The 16,351-nt window shown below is 57.5% G+C and carries 13 protein-coding genes; 4 read left to right on the forward strand and 9 right to left on the reverse strand.

Translation table 11 applies throughout. The features are described from left to right. Nucleotides 1-12: 12 nt before the first annotated feature. From pdxY to AB5Y83_RS03330, 3 genes are all read right to left on the reverse strand, one after another. Nucleotides 13-876, reverse strand: a complete 864-nt coding sequence (gene pdxY / locus AB5Y83_RS03320) for a pyridoxal kinase PdxY (protein WP_019446110.1) — start codon at nucleotides 874-876, stop codon at nucleotides 13-15. Between the two features lie 173 nt (nucleotides 877-1,049). After that, nucleotides 1,050-1,826, reverse strand: coding sequence for a DUF429 domain-containing protein (locus tag AB5Y83_RS03325; RefSeq protein ID WP_219594341.1), 777 nt, complete (start codon nucleotides 1,824-1,826; stop codon nucleotides 1,050-1,052). Between the two features lie 83 nt (nucleotides 1,827-1,909). Then, nucleotides 1,910-2,473, reverse strand: a complete 564-nt coding sequence (locus tag AB5Y83_RS03330; protein ID WP_043824279.1) for a hypothetical protein — start codon at nucleotides 2,471-2,473, stop codon at nucleotides 1,910-1,912. 260 nt (nucleotides 2,474-2,733) lie between these two features. Here AB5Y83_RS03330 and ybcJ point away from each other — a divergent pair, with 260 nt between their 5' ends. Continuing rightward, nucleotides 2,734-2,967, forward strand: a complete 234-nt coding sequence (gene ybcJ, locus AB5Y83_RS03335; RefSeq protein ID WP_005361116.1) for a ribosome-associated protein YbcJ — start codon at nucleotides 2,734-2,736, stop codon at nucleotides 2,965-2,967. Between the two features lie 33 nt (nucleotides 2,968-3,000). Here the strand turns inward: ybcJ and AB5Y83_RS03340 are convergent, their stop codons facing one another. The 4 genes from AB5Y83_RS03340 to AB5Y83_RS03355 all read right to left on the reverse strand — a co-directional run bounded on the left by AB5Y83_RS03340 (nucleotide 3,001) and on the right by AB5Y83_RS03355 (nucleotide 10,097). After that, a complete protein-coding gene (locus AB5Y83_RS03340) occupies nucleotides 3,001-3,474 on the reverse strand; it encodes a DUF4442 domain-containing protein (protein ID WP_005352552.1) in 474 nt (157 codons plus the stop codon). A 167-nt stretch (nucleotides 3,475-3,641) separates the two neighbouring features. Then, nucleotides 3,642-5,393: an ABC transporter transmembrane domain-containing protein gene (locus tag AB5Y83_RS03345; RefSeq protein WP_368174702.1), complete on the reverse strand. Its 1,752-nt coding sequence runs from the start codon at nucleotides 5,391-5,393 to the stop codon at nucleotides 3,642-3,644. Further along, a complete protein-coding gene (locus tag AB5Y83_RS03350) occupies nucleotides 5,390-7,126 on the reverse strand; it encodes an ABC transporter transmembrane domain-containing protein (RefSeq protein WP_368174703.1) in 1,737 nt (578 codons plus the stop codon). Before AB5Y83_RS03350 ends, AB5Y83_RS03345 begins: the two co-directional genes overlap by 4 nt. Before the next feature lie 166 nt (nucleotides 7,127-7,292). Then, nucleotides 7,293-10,097 (reverse strand): response regulator, encoded by a 2,805-nt coding sequence (locus tag AB5Y83_RS03355; protein ID WP_368174704.1) that lies wholly within the window; start codon nucleotides 10,095-10,097, stop codon nucleotides 7,293-7,295. 187 nt (nucleotides 10,098-10,284) lie between these two features. Between AB5Y83_RS03355 and trxC the strand changes: the two genes are divergently transcribed. Then, on the forward strand, nucleotides 10,285-10,719 hold the full coding sequence (gene trxC / locus AB5Y83_RS03360; protein ID WP_069555989.1) for a thioredoxin TrxC: 435 nt from the start codon (nucleotides 10,285-10,287) through the stop codon (nucleotides 10,717-10,719). A gap of 161 nt (nucleotides 10,720-10,880) precedes the next feature. Next, entirely contained in the window at nucleotides 10,881-12,263 is a 1,383-nt protein-coding gene (locus AB5Y83_RS03365; RefSeq protein ID WP_005333606.1) for a DASS family sodium-coupled anion symporter, read from the forward strand. A gap of 63 nt (nucleotides 12,264-12,326) precedes the next feature. Here the strand turns inward: AB5Y83_RS03365 and AB5Y83_RS03370 are convergent, their stop codons facing one another. Further along, nucleotides 12,327-14,801: a glycogen/starch/alpha-glucan phosphorylase gene (locus tag AB5Y83_RS03370; RefSeq protein WP_368174705.1), complete on the reverse strand. Its 2,475-nt coding sequence runs from the start codon at nucleotides 14,799-14,801 to the stop codon at nucleotides 12,327-12,329. A 375-nt stretch (nucleotides 14,802-15,176) separates the two neighbouring features. After that, nucleotides 15,177-15,374 (reverse strand): DUF4250 domain-containing protein, encoded by a 198-nt coding sequence (locus tag AB5Y83_RS03375; RefSeq protein WP_005333612.1) that lies wholly within the window; start codon nucleotides 15,372-15,374, stop codon nucleotides 15,177-15,179. Nucleotides 15,375-15,604: 230 nt separating this feature from the next. Between AB5Y83_RS03375 and AB5Y83_RS03380 the strand changes: the two genes are divergently transcribed. Next, a complete protein-coding gene (locus tag AB5Y83_RS03380) occupies nucleotides 15,605-16,090 on the forward strand; it encodes a cell division inhibitor (protein ID WP_139429787.1) in 486 nt (161 codons plus the stop codon). The last annotated feature ends 261 nt before the right edge of the window (nucleotides 16,091-16,351 follow it).

The raw sequence follows: 16,351 nt of genomic DNA on the forward strand, positions 1-16,351 counted from the left end.
GTCAGCGCAGTATCAGGGCAGTTTCACCGCTCGCACTGCAACCTCTGGCAGGGCAAAGGCATCTTGCGCGGCGATGAGTTGCAGCTCGTAAGCCTGCTGGCGCCAAGTCTCCTGCAGCACCGCATCCACCGAAGCGTTGGTGCGCTCGAACGCGCTGACCGCATCGTGACCGGCCAGCAAATTGGCCAGCATCAGGGCGCTGATAAGATCGCCCACCCCCACCGGCTGGCGGGCAAAGTCATAGAGCGGACGGGCAATCAGGTAATCCCCTTGCGGGGTGGCCAGCAGCATCTCGAAGCGGCTGGAGTCCTGCGCCGCACGACCGAGATGCTTGACCAGCACCAGCTTGACGCCGCGGGCCAGCAGCTGATGGGCAGCCGCGCGGGTCTGATCCAGATCTGCCAGATGGGTATCACAGAGGGTCTCCAGCTCCAGCAGGTTGGGGGCCATCATGTCGGCCACCGGCAACGCCTGCTCGGTCAGGAAACGGGTAACGCCGGGAGCGACGATACACCCCTTCTCCGGATGACCCATCACAGGGTCGCAGAAGTAGATGGCATCGGGGTTGGCCGCCTTGACGGCGTTGACCACGGTCAGGATCTCGTCCCCCTGCTCGGCGGAGCCAAGGTAGCCGCTCAGCACGGCGTCACACTGGCTCAACACCTCGATATTGCCCAATCCTTTCACCAGCGCACTGATATGGCCTGCCGGCATCGCCATCCCCTGCCACCCCTGGGCATATTGGGTGTGGTTGGAAAACTGCACCGTGTTGATGGGCCATACATCCATACCAAGGCGGCGCATGGGGAAGACGGCCGCGCTGTTGCCGGCACAACCAAAGACCACGTGGGACTGAATAGAGAGAACGGATTTCATCGGGAATACCACAGCAAAGGATCAGCAAGGTGGGCAATATATCGGATGAAGATAACGATGCGCCACCTTGGCGCGGGATGAACAGGCAATTTCCTGACTAAAGGCAGGTTTTTTGCGCCATTTGGCCCGCCTCCACAGGGTGAGCGGCGCCATGATGTGCCGCGTCCCCGTCGTCACATGCCGTTGTGCTCTACAGCATGACGGGCAAAGTGATAGACCCATCCCTCATCACAAGGCATGTCACTGGGTGGCGAAATCAGCTCAGGCAATACCGTCACCTTGCCACCAGCGGCATATTGCAGCGCCATCAGGGCGCAGAGCACCGCATCGTAGCGATCGGTGCCGACCAGCACGTCCGCAGGCAGTAAGGCCGCCAGCTCGGGCCGTGCCGGGGAGGCCTTGCCGCCCACTTTGGCCAATGCCGGATAGACCTCCAGCACGGCACGACTGGCCTTCGGGGCAACGGTCGGCACCAGTTGCAGATCAGAGAGCCGCGGCAGCATGGAGAGCGCCAGAGTGGCGTTGTTGCCGAGCCGGTCGAAGGTGGCCGACAGCGGCTTCTTGCCATACTGCTGATACAACCAGCGCTCGCAGTCACGATAGGCGTAGGGGTTGTCTATCTCCCGTTCGGGCACGGCGCAGCTGTGTGGCTGGCCGTTGAGCAGATCCCGCAAGGCACGGGGAAAGGCGAGCGGCGCATCGATACCGAGCGCCAGTTGCGGGCAGGCTTCTACCTGCATCAGGGTCAGCTCGTTTTGCAGGGCCGGACGCAACAGGGCGGCCAGATCCGGCGCCACCCGCGAGCTCAAGCGAAACAGCGGCGACACCCCGAGCCAGTGCAGGCGGTTGGAGTCGGCCTGCCAGCCCACCACGGCCACCGCCTGGGCACTGCCCTGCCAGCCACGCACATCCCAGCCGATCCCGATTGCACTCATCTGCCCTGCCGTCATCAATCACCTCTGTTCGCCTGTCACAAGTTACAAGAGGCACAGGGTAATCAGCAGAGGCCCCTAACGCAAAGCGAACCGCCCACTCAGAACGATTTCTGGAAGTTCACCAGTGGCAAAATGGGAAACACGCCGTTGGTGGCGTAGTTGGCCAGCCCGATCTGCAAGCCATCGAGGTGCTTGGTCGCATTGATAAAGCCGATCTGGAAGGTGGTACGCTCGGCGTAATTGACGAAGCCGACGTTGGCCAACGCATTGCCCCTGGCGATATTGACCGCCCCCCAGTTAAGCCCCTGCACATTGTTGGTCAGGTTGACCAGCCCCAGATTGACGCCGGTATCCTGCCCTTCGTGCCAGTTGATGGCGTTGATGGCGACCCCGCCAAACTGGTGGCGCACCCGGCCAGCACCCAGGAATACCCCGAGCTGCAGGCCGCTGAACTGATCCACATCGGAGAGGGCGAAGATCGGCAGATCAATACCCTTCACCTGACCGGTCCGACCGTAGAGCAGCGAGGCGCGCGCTCCTTCCACCTGATGGGACGCGGGCAAATTGACCCCGGGCAGCGAGACCTGCACCGGAGTACTGGCCTGCGCAACACCGCACAGAGTAAGGGCGCTGCATGCCAGCAGCAGGCGGGAGAGTGTCATGGGAAGTTCCTTGGGCCATTGAGAGTGGCCCGATCCTAACAGTCAAGGGAGAGTGTGGGCACACCAGCAGGGACGAGGTGCGTCACGATACGTCACGGTTGGCCCTCTCACCTCTCCATCAGGACTTGCGAAAGCGCCACCTCAAAGACAATCGACCACTTTTTCACAGCGAGTGGTTCCTCTTCCTTTCTTTGCCTGAGCGAACTGCCTAAAATAGTCGCCCTGCTGTATCCGGCATTCATCCATCTAGAGGATTTCCCATGGAGACGTTTCTGCTCGAAGGTCACCCCTTCGTTGCCTTGTGTGACCTTATCAAACATCAGGGGTGGGCCGATTGTGGCGGCGCCGCCAAAGCCCTCGTTGCCGAAGGGCTGGTCGAGGTGGACGGTCAGGTCGAGACCCGCAAGCGCTGCAAGATCGTGGCCGAACAGGTGGTCAACTTCAACGGCATGAAGGTCGTGGTGAAAGAGGGCGTCAGCCCGGAGATTGGCTAAACCCGTTTCGGGGAGCCACTCTCCGGCAACCCGCTAGCTGGCCTTGATCGACAGGGTCAGCACAAAACGCGCCATCGCCTCATCCCCGTTCAATGACGGGCAGGTGGCCACCACCCGGATGGGGCGATTGATGCGCTGACCGCTTGCCAGCGACTCGTCGATCATGGCGTCAATCTCCTCCCCCGCTGCGCAGTCGAACTGCACATCCCCCTCCGGTCGTTTCAAAAACTCCCCCTGCACATCCTTGAAGGCGAAGTGCACCTTCTTGCGCCGCTGCCGCCCCTTCTCCATCACCAGCAGACCGCCTACCAGATCGGCGCCGGTCGCCAGCGCGCCAAAATACATGCTGCCCAGATGGTTGCGGGTACGCCAGCCAAGGGGAATGCGAATGCGCAGCGCCTTGGCGTTCATCTCTTCGATGATCGGGGCACAAAACCCGATGACGGGAATATAGCGCCAGGCAAACAGCCGGAGCGCCAGATTGGCTTTGAAGCGTTGCAAATCCATATGCGAACTGATCCGATGAGTTAATGTAAACAACATGTTGCCTGCATCTGCGCCATTCGACAAGCACAGGGATCACGGTTACGACCTTTTGCCCAACCCAAAAAAACAGAGGGAACCGCACCGGTTCCCTCTTTTCGCTCATGTCGCTGTTACAGCAAATGTGCCGCTCAGGCACGCTTCTCTTCCAGCCAGGCCCCCTGACTCTGCATCTCGAACAGCTGGGCATAGTGACCGCCGAGGGCCATCAACTCACCATGGGTACCCCGCTCGCTCACCTGACCGCGGGAGAGTAGCAGGATCTCGTCCGCATCGACGATGGTCGAGAGGCGGTGGGCGATGGCGATGGTGGTGCGGCCACGACGCGCGGCAGAGATCGCCTGCGACAGCGCCAGCTCGGTCTGGGAGTCCACGCTCGCCGTCGCTTCATCCAGAATGAGGATACGCGGATCCCCCACCAGCGCGCGGGCAAAGGAGAGCAGTTGCCGCTGACCGGCGGAGAGGTTCTTGCCTCCCTCCTCCATCAGGGTGTTGATCCCCTGTGGCAAGCTGCGCACAAAGTCGGCCAACTGCACCTCGCTCAACGCCTGCCAGAGCCGCGCTTCGTCTATTCCGGCGCGGCCGAGACGCAGGTTCTCCGCCAGGGTGCCGACGAAGATAAAGGGATCTTGCTGCACCAGCCCGATGCTGCGGCGCACAGCCGCCAGCGACAGGGTATCCAGTGCGTGCTCATCGAAGCGGATCTGCCCCTGATCCAGCGGATAGAAGCCCATCAGCAAGCTGATGATGGTGGACTTGCCGCTGCCGGTATGGCCCACCAGCGCCAGCATCTGGCCCGGTTTTGCGGCAAAGCTGACCTCCCGCAGCACCTGTTGCTCACCATCGTAGGAGAAGCTCACCCGCTCGAAACTGACCCGCCCTTCCAGCGGGATCATCTCGCCATCGGTGCTCTCGCGGGTTTCATCGAGCAGGGCAAAGACACGCTCCCCCGCCACCATCGCCTGCTGCAGCTGGTTAAGCTGGTTGGTCATCTCGATGAGCGGCTCGATCATCCGCCCCAGATAGCTGATAAAGGCGTAGAGCACCCCCACCTGAATGGCACCGGCGTGGCTCCCCCCCTCGTGGGCGAACAGCGCCAACAGACCGATCAGCACCATCATGTAGAAGAGATCGATAAGCGGACGCAGCAAAATGCCGTTGATCTTGAGGCTCCTGATCCGTGCCGACCAGTGCTGCTGGTTCACCTCGGCAAAGGCGTTGGCAAAGTGGCGCTCCTGCACCATCGCCTGGATCACCGGCATCCCCTGCAGCGACTCGTTGAGGCGGCTGTTGATGTCGGAGAGCAGGCTGCGAGTCGCTCGCACCACCGGCACACTCAGTTTCTGGTAGAGCCACATCACCCCGCCCACGGCGGGCAGCAGCAGGGAGCAGACCAGCATCAGCCGCAGATCCAGCAGCGCCATGGAGATGAGGATGCCGCACAACAGCACCACCTTTTGCACCAGCAAGCCAATCACCTGCACATAGAGGTTCATGATCGCCTCGGTGTCGTTGGTGATGCGGGAAATCAGCGAGCCGGAGCGATGCTTGTCAAAGTAGCGGGCCGGCAAACGGATGGCGGTAGCAAATACCTGCTCGCGCAAAGTTTGCACCACCGCCTGAGCAATGCGATTGAAGCGCAGGGATTGCAAATAGAAGCCCGCCGCCGACAGCACCTGCAAACCCAGATAGCCCGCTGCAATCAGGGCTATGGTGGGCAGCACGATATTGCGTGGCGCCAGATAGTCATCGATAAAAAGCTTGATCAGCAGCGGTCCGGCCACTTCGGCGCCGGTGGCAAGCAGCAAACAGATCCCCGCCTGAATAAGCCAGCGAGGATACTGGGCGCAGTAGGCGAGCAGTCGTTTAATGGTCGGATTCACAGGCTCTCCTCCACCGCTTCTTCGAGACGCTGGTAACGCACCATATCTGCATACCAGCCATTGTGCGCCATCAGGGCACCGTGATGACCCCGCTCGCTAACGGTCCCCTGCTCCAGCACCAGGATCTCGTCGGCCTGCTCCACCGCCGTCATGCGATGGCTGACCAGGATCAGGGTGCGACGATGGGCTTTGAGAGCGTGCAGAATTTGCTGCTCGGTGTGGGCATCCACCGCCGAGAGCGCATCATCTAGCACCAGAAGGGGCGCATCCAGCAGCAGGGCGCGGGCAATGGCCAGCCGCTGTTTCTGGCCGCCGGAGAGGGTCACCCCTTTCTCCCCCACCTCGGTCTCATAGCCCTTGGGGAAACGCACAATATCATCGTGAACACAGGCAATGCGCGCCACCCGTTCGACCTCCTCGCGGCTCGCATCGGGTTTGCCCAGGGCGATATTGGCGGCGATAGTGGTGGAAAACAGGAATGGCTCCTGCGGCACATATGCAAATTGGCTGCGCAGTGTGGCGAGCGGCAACTGGTCAATCGGTACGCCCCCCATGGCTATCGAACCGTGAGTCGGATTGGCAAGGCGCATCAGCAGCTTGAGCAGGGAACTCTTGCCTGCCCCGGTGCGCCCCACCACCCCGAGCATCCCCCCTTGCTTGAGGGTAACGTCGATATCCGCAAGCAGGGTGCGCTGCTCAAGTTGATAGCTCACCCCTTTGATCTGCAAAGGAAAGGCAGAGGTAAACGCGGCCGGCTGGGCGGGCTCTTCGATATCGCTACGCTCCCCCAGCAGGCTTTCGATACGGGAGTAGGCGGCGCTGCCCCGCTCGATGATGTTGAACAGCCAGGCGATGGCAAACATCGGCCAGATCAGCTGGCCGAGGTACATGGTGAAGCTGGTGAGCTCACCCAGAGTCAGCTCATCGCGCAGCACCAGCACACTACCCCCCGCCACCGCGAGGAAGTAGGAGCAACCGATACAGAGATAGATGACCGGATCGAATTTGGCATCGATGCGGGCCACCGCCATATTGCGCTCCCCCGCCTGTTTGGTCAGCTCGGCAAAGCCTTCATCTTCCAGCGATTCAACCGCATAGGATTTCAACACCCGCACGCCGGAAAGGGCCTCCTGGGTCTTGTTGTTGAGCCTGGAGAAGGCCCCTTGCGCCGCCTTGAACTGGGTGTAGATCTGGGTGCCGAAGCGGTTCATGAAATAGGCCATCACCGGCAGCGGCAGCAAGGAGACCAGCGTCAACTGCCAGGAGTACTGGCTGCACATGATGGAGAGCACCAATACCCCGACCATGATGGAGTCCACCAGGGTCAGCACCCCTTCGCCAGCGGTCATCTCCACAGCCTGAATGTCATTGGTGGCATGGGCCATCAAATCGCCAGTACGGTGGCGCTGATAAAAATCTGGGCTCATCCGGGTGAAATGACTGAACAGGCGATTGCGCAACACATAGGCCAGACGGTAAGAGGCACCGAACAGCATCACCCGCCAGACGTAGCGCAGCAGATAAATCAGCACACCCAGACCAAACAGCCCCGCCAGATAGCGCATCAGGGTACCATTGTCGAGACCGCCCCTGGTGATGCCATCCACCACCCAGCCCACCACTTTGGGCGGAATAACGGTCAACAGGGCCACCATCAGTAGCAGGGAGATGGCAGCCAGATAACGGGGCCACTGCTCCTTGAAAAACCAGCTCAATCGTAGAAATACGCTCACACCACCAACCTTTAGCGCTCTCTGCCCGTGACCGCTCCAAGGAGCAGCCATCAGAGAAGCCACGCAGAAATAGAAGAATGAAAACAATCGCCTCCGGCTGGAGGCGATTCGAACGAAAGCTCATCATATCCCGAACCGGGATGGTTGAGAATAATTACTATTTAATTCACTGTGACATGCGATCATCCCCTGATGAATAGGGATTATACGAATTTTCATGCTGCTCACCGGTCAACAGGAAGTGTGACACCTCTTCCCGGGTCTGGCTAAAGACCTGTTGCAACTGCTCCAGATCCGTCTCGCTTAGCACCTCGTTTTGCCGCAAGCGCCACTCCAGCTCGCCAGCCACCAATTGCAGACGGGCCGCCGAGATATTGGCAGACACCCCCTTGAGGGTGTGCAGCAGCTTGCTGGCCACCTCGGGTTGCTGACGGCGCAGGGCGGAGCGGATCTCCCACAGGTCGTCCTTGTGTTCCGACATGAACAGCTTGAACAGGATCTGCAACGCCTCCTTGTCCTGCTCCAGCCGCTTGAGGGCATCCTGCAGATCGAGGATCCCGATCATATCCGGCGGTTTAACCTCCATGATCCCCGCCTGCTCCACCCCTTGCGGCTTTACCCACTGCAGCAGGTTGTTATAGAGATCCAGCTTGCTCACCGGCTTGGTGACATAGCCATTCATCCCCACCCCCAGACAACGTTCCTTGTCACCGGGCATGGCACTGGCGGTGAGGGCAATGATGGGCACATCGTGCTTGTCGACCATCTTGCGGATCTGGCGGGTGGCATCGAGCCCGTCCAGCACCGGCATCTGCAAATCCATCAGGATCACGTCAAAAGGCTGCTCTGCGACCCGCTCCACCGCCTCCCGACCATTGCTGACCACACACACTACCGCATCGACGCGCCGCAGATACTCGATGATGAGCTGCTGATTGACCCGGTTGTCTTCCGCCAACAGCACTCGGGTACCCTGCAACAGGGATTTGAAGTGTTGCTGATCCCCCTGTGCCTCGGCCTTGCGCAGGTTGAGTTCGTAGGAGCTGCCGTTGAGCAGCTCGTCCACCTTGGCCAGCAGGGCATTTTCGGTCATCGGTTTGGGCAGAAAATGGGTCAACCCCATGCTGTCCATCCGGGCGTGCAACCCCTCTCTGGCCCAGGCACTGATCATCAGAATGGGGATCCGCCGCCACTGGCTGTGCTGATACATCTCCAGCGCCAGATCGAGCCCATCCTCCTGGCCCATGCGCCAGTCGAGGATCGCCAACCGCAGATTCGGTCCCTCTTCACGGAGCAGCTGACGGGCGCGGGAAAGGGAGTTAACCGGCAGCACTCGCACTCCCGCCCGAGTCAGAATATCCCGGGCCAGATCCAGCACCAGTTCGTTGTCATCCATCACCATCACCAGCGGCTGGTTTTCGAAGAAGACTTTCCGTCCAGCGACGCCGTAGACCGCCTGCGCCATCGGAATATCGAACTTGAACAGAGAGCCGACGCCAGGCTTACTCTCTACGGTGATCCGCCCCCCCATCAGCTCCACCAGCCGCTGGGAGATATTGAGCCCGAGTCCCGAGCCGCCATATTTTCGGGTATTGCCCGCCTCCAGCTGGGTAAACGCCTGAAACAGTTGGGTCTGCTTCTCTTCGGCAATACCGATGCCGGTATCGCGCACACTGAAGCGGATCCGCATTGGGTGAGGATTGGCCAGCTCGATGCAGACTTCGACTTCACCGCGTTCGGTAAACTTGATGGCGTTGTTCACCAGATTGACCAGCACTTGTCCCAATCGCAAGGGATCCCCACGCAAGAAGACCGGCACTTCCGGTGACTTGCGAATAACCACTTCCACGTGTTTGCGCTCCGCCAGATCGGCAAACATGCCCGCCAGCGAATCGAGCTGCTCGCTGAGATCGAAGTCGATCTCCTCCAACGTCAGCTTGCCTGACTCCACCTTGGTCAAATCAAGGATGTCGTTGATCAGCAGCAGCAGGGTATCGGATGAGGATTTGATCTTGCCCAAATAGTCCCGCTGTTGTTGATCCAGTTCAGTCTGCAGTGCCAGCGAGCTAAAACCTATGATGGCATTCATGGGGGTGCGGATCTCATGGCTCATGTTGGCCAGAAAATCGCTTTTGGCCTGAGCCAGCAAGCCGGTCTGGCGCGACAACTCGCTCAGCTTCTGGTTGCGGCGCCACAGGGTGAAGGCCACCAGCGCAAAGCAGATCAAAGCCCCGCACAGCACCATCAGATAGAAGCGGTTCATCAAAGAGGAGGCGCGCTCCAGCTTGTCGAGTTTCCAGCGCACCAGACTCTCGATCACATGCATGTCGATGAGCTGGTAACGCAAGGTGTGATAGGCAATCACCTGCTGGCCCATCTCCTTGCTCAGGCGGATCAGGGTAGCGATCTCCGGCAAGTTGCCATAACGGGATTGCAACTGCTGTTGCAGCTGGTCCAGCGTAGTCTGTTCACGTTTGTCCCAACTGCGCTGCAGATAGTTGCTCAGTTGCGCCAGCTCCTCCAGGTCGCGATGGAGAGCACTGTCTGACGGGCTTATCCCCCGCACCTTTTTAATCTGGGCCTGCAGGGGCGCATTGAGGTACTCGATAGCCATCTCAATGGCATGAAGCCTGGCCAGCGCCATCAGATAGTTATCCATGTCCTCAAGCAGTGCCTGGGAGAGATCGTCTTGCAGCAGCTCGGGATCGCTTCTGACTTCCCGTACAAAACCGTCAAGGGTGATGGATAACTGGTTCAGGCGCTGCTGGACATTGCTGTCATTGGCCTGCTCCCGCCCAAGCAGATAGACGGTATCGGCGTTGATCCGGTTCAGCACCACCTCGGCCGCGTCGTTCAGGTCGTGGGCCTGTTGCTGCTGACTGAGCGACTGCCAGCAGTAGCCCGAAAAGGCGAGCAGCAAGGCAACGATCAGCCCTGGCACAGCACGGTTTTTCCGTGATCCTTTATTCATCCCGTCTCGACTCTCATCTGGTGGTCGCTGAATTATCCGGTTAGGCAATGACCCCTGGGGGAATTATCCACTCCCGCTGGGCACTGTGTTACCGTTATTGCTCTGATATTTCGCTATTGTTTCGCGATTGCTTCATTCTGGCTTCTCATCATATCCCCGGCCAGAGCTGATTTAGAAGGAACCAATTATGTCATTTATCACTACTTATTGTAGCCACTGCTTTACCAGGAACCGCCTGCCCGTTACCCATATCGATACATCTGCCAAATGCGGGCGCTGCAAAGCCCTCCTGTTCAGCCAGACCCCTTGCCTCGGGAAGGCGGATAACTTCGATACCCTGATCAACTCAGATATCCCAGTCGTGGTCGATTTCTGGGCCAGCTGGTGCGGCCCCTGCCAGCAGTTTGCTCCGGTATTTCATGAGGTTGCCCATGAACTCGAACCACGGATGCGCTTTGTCAAAGTCGATACCGAGCAGCAGAGCACCATTGCCGCCCGTTACGCCATTCGCAGCATCCCCACCCTGATGGTCTTCAAACAGGGCAAACTGGTGAACCAGATAAATGGCTCCTTGCCCAAGAACATGTTCAAGCAGTGGCTGGAACAGTTCATGGATGTTTGATTTATATTTTGCACATGTTTTATTTATGTGTTCATTTCCTCATTTTTATCAATGAGTATGTGAGTAGAGGCTGATTTTCAACATGTGAGTCTGTTTCAAACAAGTGAATGGATGTAACCTCAGCAACACAAAAACAACCATAAATTAACCGAGAGAACATTATGCACACATCAGCTGTACCCTCTGCTCCATCTCGCTGGCTGGACATCAAATCAGGGATCGTCATCCTTGATGTCTTGCTACTTTGTGCCATGCTCGCCTGGCTCCCGTTTGACCCCATGGTCAACAAGGGGCTGGGCATTCTGGTCTTTATCGCCATCCTCTGGCTGACCGAAGCACTGCACGTCACCATCACCGCGCTGCTGGTACCTCTGCTGGCTACCGTGCTCGGGGTGTTTGACATGAGCAAATCCCTCACCGATTTTGCCAACCCGATCCTGTTCCTCTTTTTTGGCGGTTTCGCCCTCGCGGCAGCCCTCTCAAAACAGGGACTGGATACCCTGATGGCAGGCAAGGTGATGCACCTGGCCAATGGTCATCTAGGTTGGGGCGTCATCCTGCTCTTTACCATCACAGCCGCCATGTCGATGTGGATCAGCAACACCGCTACCACCGCCATGATGCTGCCACTGGCGATCGGTATGCTGGCACGCCTCGATAGCAAAAAAGAGCGCGCCACCTTCGTCTTCGTATTGCTGGGGATCGCCTACAGCGCCAGTATCGGCGGCATCGGTACCCTGGTGGGTAGCCCACCCAACGCCATCGCAGCCGCCCAGATGGGGATTGGCTTCACTGACTGGATGAAATTCGGTGTTCCAGTCGTGCTGATCCTGATGCCCTGCGGCATTGCCCTGCTCTATCTGGTAACCCGCCCGCGTCTCAGCCACCGCGTCGAGATCCAGGATGTCACCATCAACTGGACCCGCGAGCGGAAAGTGACGCTGGCAATCTTCCTGACAACCGTTGTGCTCTGGATCGGCTCACAACCCATCTCCAACGCCTTTGGCGGTATTCCGCAACTCGACACCCTGATTGCCATGGGCGCCATCGTTGCCATCGTGGTCAGCCGTGTCGCCAGCTGGGATGACGTCAACCAGAACACCGACTGGGGCGTGCTGATGCTGTTTGGCGGCGGTCTGACCTTGAGCGCCATTCTCAAGGCCACTGGTACCAGCGCATTCCTGGCCAGCCATTTGTCGGCCGTACTCTCCAACGCCAACATTTTTGTTGTGTTGCTTATGCTGGCCGCCTTCGTGGTGTTCCTGACCGAGCTGGTCTCCAACACCGCCACCGCCGCACTGTTGGTTCCCCTGTTTGCCGGTGTCGCCGAGGCGCTGGGTGTATCACCTGTGGTGATGTCGGTGTTGATCGCTATCGGTGCCTCCTGTGCCTTTATGCTGCCAGTCGCCACGCCGCCCAATGCCATCGTCTTTGCCAGTGGCCACATCCGCCAAAGGGAGATGATGAAAGCCGGTATGGCTCTGAACGTGGTCTTTACCGTGTTGCTCGCCCTGCTGGCCTACTTCGTTGGCGACATCCTCTGATCCAGCTCCCCCCAATAAACAAAAACCCCCGCATTGCGGGGGTTTTCTCATTTATGAATCCGATTAGCCGATGTTGCAGGCCTTCAGATCCCAGATCCGATCCACATAGTCCTGAATAGAGCGGTCGGAGTTGAACTTGCCCATGGTGGCCGAGTTGATGATGGCCTTCTTCGCCCACAGTGCCGGATCCCGATACCAGGTATCGATCAGCTTGTGTGCATCCGAGTAGGACTGGAAGTCCGCCAGGGTCAGGTAAGGGTCTCCCCCTTCCAGCAAGGAGCGCTTGATGGAGGCCAGCTCACCCGGACGACCCGGCGTGAAGTAGTCGGTATCAAACCAGTCCAGCACGGCTTTGAGCTCGGAGTTGGCATAATAGAAGTCGTACGGGTTGTAACCGCGCGCCTTAAGCGACTTCACTTCGTCCACGTTCAGACCGAAGATGGCACAGTTTTCGGCACCCGCCTCTTCAGCGATCTCGATGTTGGCTCCATCCAGCGTCCCGATGGTGATTGCACCGTTGAGTGCCATCTTCATGTTGCCGGTACCGGATGCTTCATAACCTGCAGTAGAGATCTGCTCGGAGACATCTGCCGCCGGGATCAGCTTCTCGGCCAGACTCACGCGATAGTTCGGCATGAACACCACTTTCAGCTTGCCCTGGATACGAGCATCGTTATTGACCCGATCCGCCAGCTTGTTGATGGCATAGATGATGTCTTTGGCCAGCTTGTAACCGGGCGCCGCTTTGGAGCCGAAGATAAACACGCGCGGATGCATGTCATAGTCCGGGTTGGCCAGCAGACGACGATAGAGTGCCATGATGTGAATGAGGTTCAGCTGTTGGCGCTTGTACTCGTGCAGACGCTTGATCTGAACGTCAAAGATCGCCTCGGCACTGACATCGATACCGGTTTCGTCTTTGATGACCTTGACCAGCTTCTCTTTGTTGTGACGCTTGATGGTCATGAACTGCTGCTGGAACGCCTTGTCGTCGGCAAACTTCACCACGCCACGCAGTTTGTCCAGTTGCAGCGGCCACTCCTTGCCCACTACTTCGTTGTAGAGGCCAGCCAGTTCCGGGTTGCACGCCAGCAGCCAGCGACGCGGGGTCACCCCGTTGGTCACGTTGCACATTTTTTCCGGCCACAGCTCGGCATACTCGGGGAAGAGATCTTCCTTCACCAGCTTGGAGTGGATCTCGGCCACACCGTTCACTTTGGACGAACCGATGACGCACAGGTTGCCCATGCGAACCTTGCGTACATCACCCTCTTCGATGATAGAGAGCTTGGCCTTGATGGCATCGTTGCCCGGCCACTTGGGCTCCACCAACTCGTTCAGGAAGCGGGCGTTGATCTCGTAAATCACCTCCAGATGGCGAGGCAGTACTTTCTCGAACAGGCTGACCGACCACTTCTCCAGCGCTTCCGGCAGCAGAGTGTGGTTGGTGTAAGAGAAGAGCTGATAGCAGATAGCCCAAGCGGCATCCCAGTTCAGATCTTCCTCGTCAACCAGCACCCGCATCAGTTCCGGGATGGCGACAGTCGGGTGAGTATCGTTGAGCTGAATGGCAATTTGCGCGGCAAAGTTGCTGAAGTCACTGCCATGGACCCGCTTGTAGCGGCGCATGATGTCCTTGATGGAGCAAGCACAGAAGAAGTACTGCTGGATCAGACGCAGCTCTTTACCTGCATCGGTCTCATCGTTCGGATACAGCACCTTGGAGATGGTCTCGGCCTGGGCTTTCTCAGCCTGGGAGTCGATGTAACCACCGGCGTTGAACACGTCCCAGTCGAAAAACTCGGAGGCGCGGGATTCCCACAAACGCAGGATGTTGACGGTGTGACCGCCAAAACCGACCACCGGAATATCCCAAGGCACCCCTTTAATCTTGCGACCGGCGTGCCATACCTTCTTCAGGCCGCCATTATCACCAAACACGGTCTCGACGTAGCCATAGAGCGGCACTTCTTGCACCGACTCGGGGCGGCAGATCTCCCAGGGGTTGCCATATTCACGCCAGGAGTCCGGACGCTCGATCTGGCGGCCATCCTGGATTTCCTGACGGAACAGCCCGTGTTCGTAGTGGATACCGTAACCAACCGCCGGATAGTTCAGAGTGGCCAGCGAGTCGATAAAGCAGGCAGCCAGACGACCCAGGCCGCCGTTGCCAAGTGCCATGTCCGGCTCTTGTTCGCACAGGTCGGTCAGTTCCAGACCGAGTTCGCCCAGCGCCTCTTCGCAAGTCTTGTAGAGGGAGAGGTTGTGCAGGTTGTTGGAAGTCAATCGTCCCATCAGGAATTCAGCAGAGAGATAGTGAATCGCACGAGTATCTTTCTTGAAATGAGTCTGCTGAGTGCGGGTCAGGCGCTCGTACACCTGTTCATTGACAGCCGCAGCAGTGGCTTTCCACCACGCTTCGGGAGAGGCTTTCTGTTCGCTTGTTCCCAAGGTAGAACGCAGGTGACGCACGATACTCGCCTTGAGCTGATCTTTATCCAGTTGGAGATCCTGGTCTGTCTTCTTCTTGGTAGCCATAAACCATATTCCTTCGTTACAAATAAAATTGTTATCCCGCTTGCGGGACCGGCGCTGTTGTTATCTCAAAATATGTACCGGCGTGAGAATACTAACTAAAGCGGCAGAATTAAAAGTTAACGCAAGTCACACTTTAACCGATAAAAACAGCCTGAAAAGCTTGAAAACCCTTTCCTTTAATTGATCACACAAAAACAAACATTCCCTTTATTATCATAAACTTAATGAAATAATAAAAATATTCTGGCATGAATAGGTTTTCAGAGATTGCCAAGCCTTGAAAATCCCTGAAAATAGGCAGCAAGACGGCACATTGAAACCGGTTTCAATGTGCCTGAAAAATTACCGTATAAATATGAAGCAATCATTGCACCCTTAAAGATGTGCCTTGAACTGATTACTCAATGGATCGTAATGGTACCCAATCTGATCCAGACGCCCTGCCAACTGCTCTTCACTCATATCATAATAGGCCAGCAACTCCTCCAACCCGTCGCACTCAAGCCTTAGCTTCTCATTGATGATGCCCAGCAAGATGTTGGCATCAAGACGTTGCAAGGTACTGATATCCATGGCGGCACCTCCTGTAAATGACCTGTATAACCATGGGCGGTTACGCAAGGTTTGTCCATAGTACGAAAAACACCCAGCCAGCTTTATATTAAATAGTGTTTAAAAACATAACCTTACTAACGACACATGCCAACACCATCACATTTTTCAGCAAAAACACCTTGTCACTGCCACAGGATAGAACTACTGTATGCACATACAGCTTGGATATTCATACAGGAACCCCATATATGAACCAGCCCCTGCACTCACTGCCCTTTGCGATGAATCGTGTCATGAGCAAGCCCTGGCCAACCAGAACCGCCTGCAAAGCGGAGTTGGCTCATTATGGTGTGACTATCCAGTCTGATGATCAGTTTCTGAGCGAGCTGACAAAGCTTGGGGAGGCTCATACCGGCTGGATCTTGTTGATCGCCCCGCCGGGACGCCCCACAGTCAGCCGTCTGGAAGAGCGAGGTATCGATCCCAGGAGAGTGCTGGTGGTACATAGCCCCAAAATCAAGAACTGGCAGCAAACCCTGGAGCGCAGTCTGGGCAATGGTCACTGCGCCGCCGTATTTACCTGGCTACCCGAGCAGATCGAGCTGGATCACGTCAAGCTACAGCGACTGGGACAGCAATCTGGCGTACTCACCCGCTTCTTTGGCGCGAAACGGACTAACCTCGGCACACCTCTGCTGGCCTATGCAGAGCAAGATATCTATCTCAATCATTAAGACAAAAAACGAACGCCTACGTAGGCTCTCCCGCGGGTCGCAGTGACAAGGGCGCAAACAATATGTGACCAGCGGCTTTATTTGAAAGACAAGCGTGCAACAGCCTGACGGTAGGCATCGGAGATCATTTGACCCTGCTTGCTGCAAGCAGACAAACATCAAAAGATGTAACGGATAAAGAAGCAGAAAATAAAACCTGAACTGAACTATCATGCAGCCCAAGTATTCAAACCTGCGGGACTTCCTGCCCACCAGCGAACC

Origin of the sequence: Aeromonas sp. R5-4, assembly GCF_040908215.1 — a bacterium.
Classification (GTDB): domain Bacteria; phylum Pseudomonadota; class Gammaproteobacteria; order Enterobacterales; family Aeromonadaceae; genus Aeromonas; species Aeromonas veronii.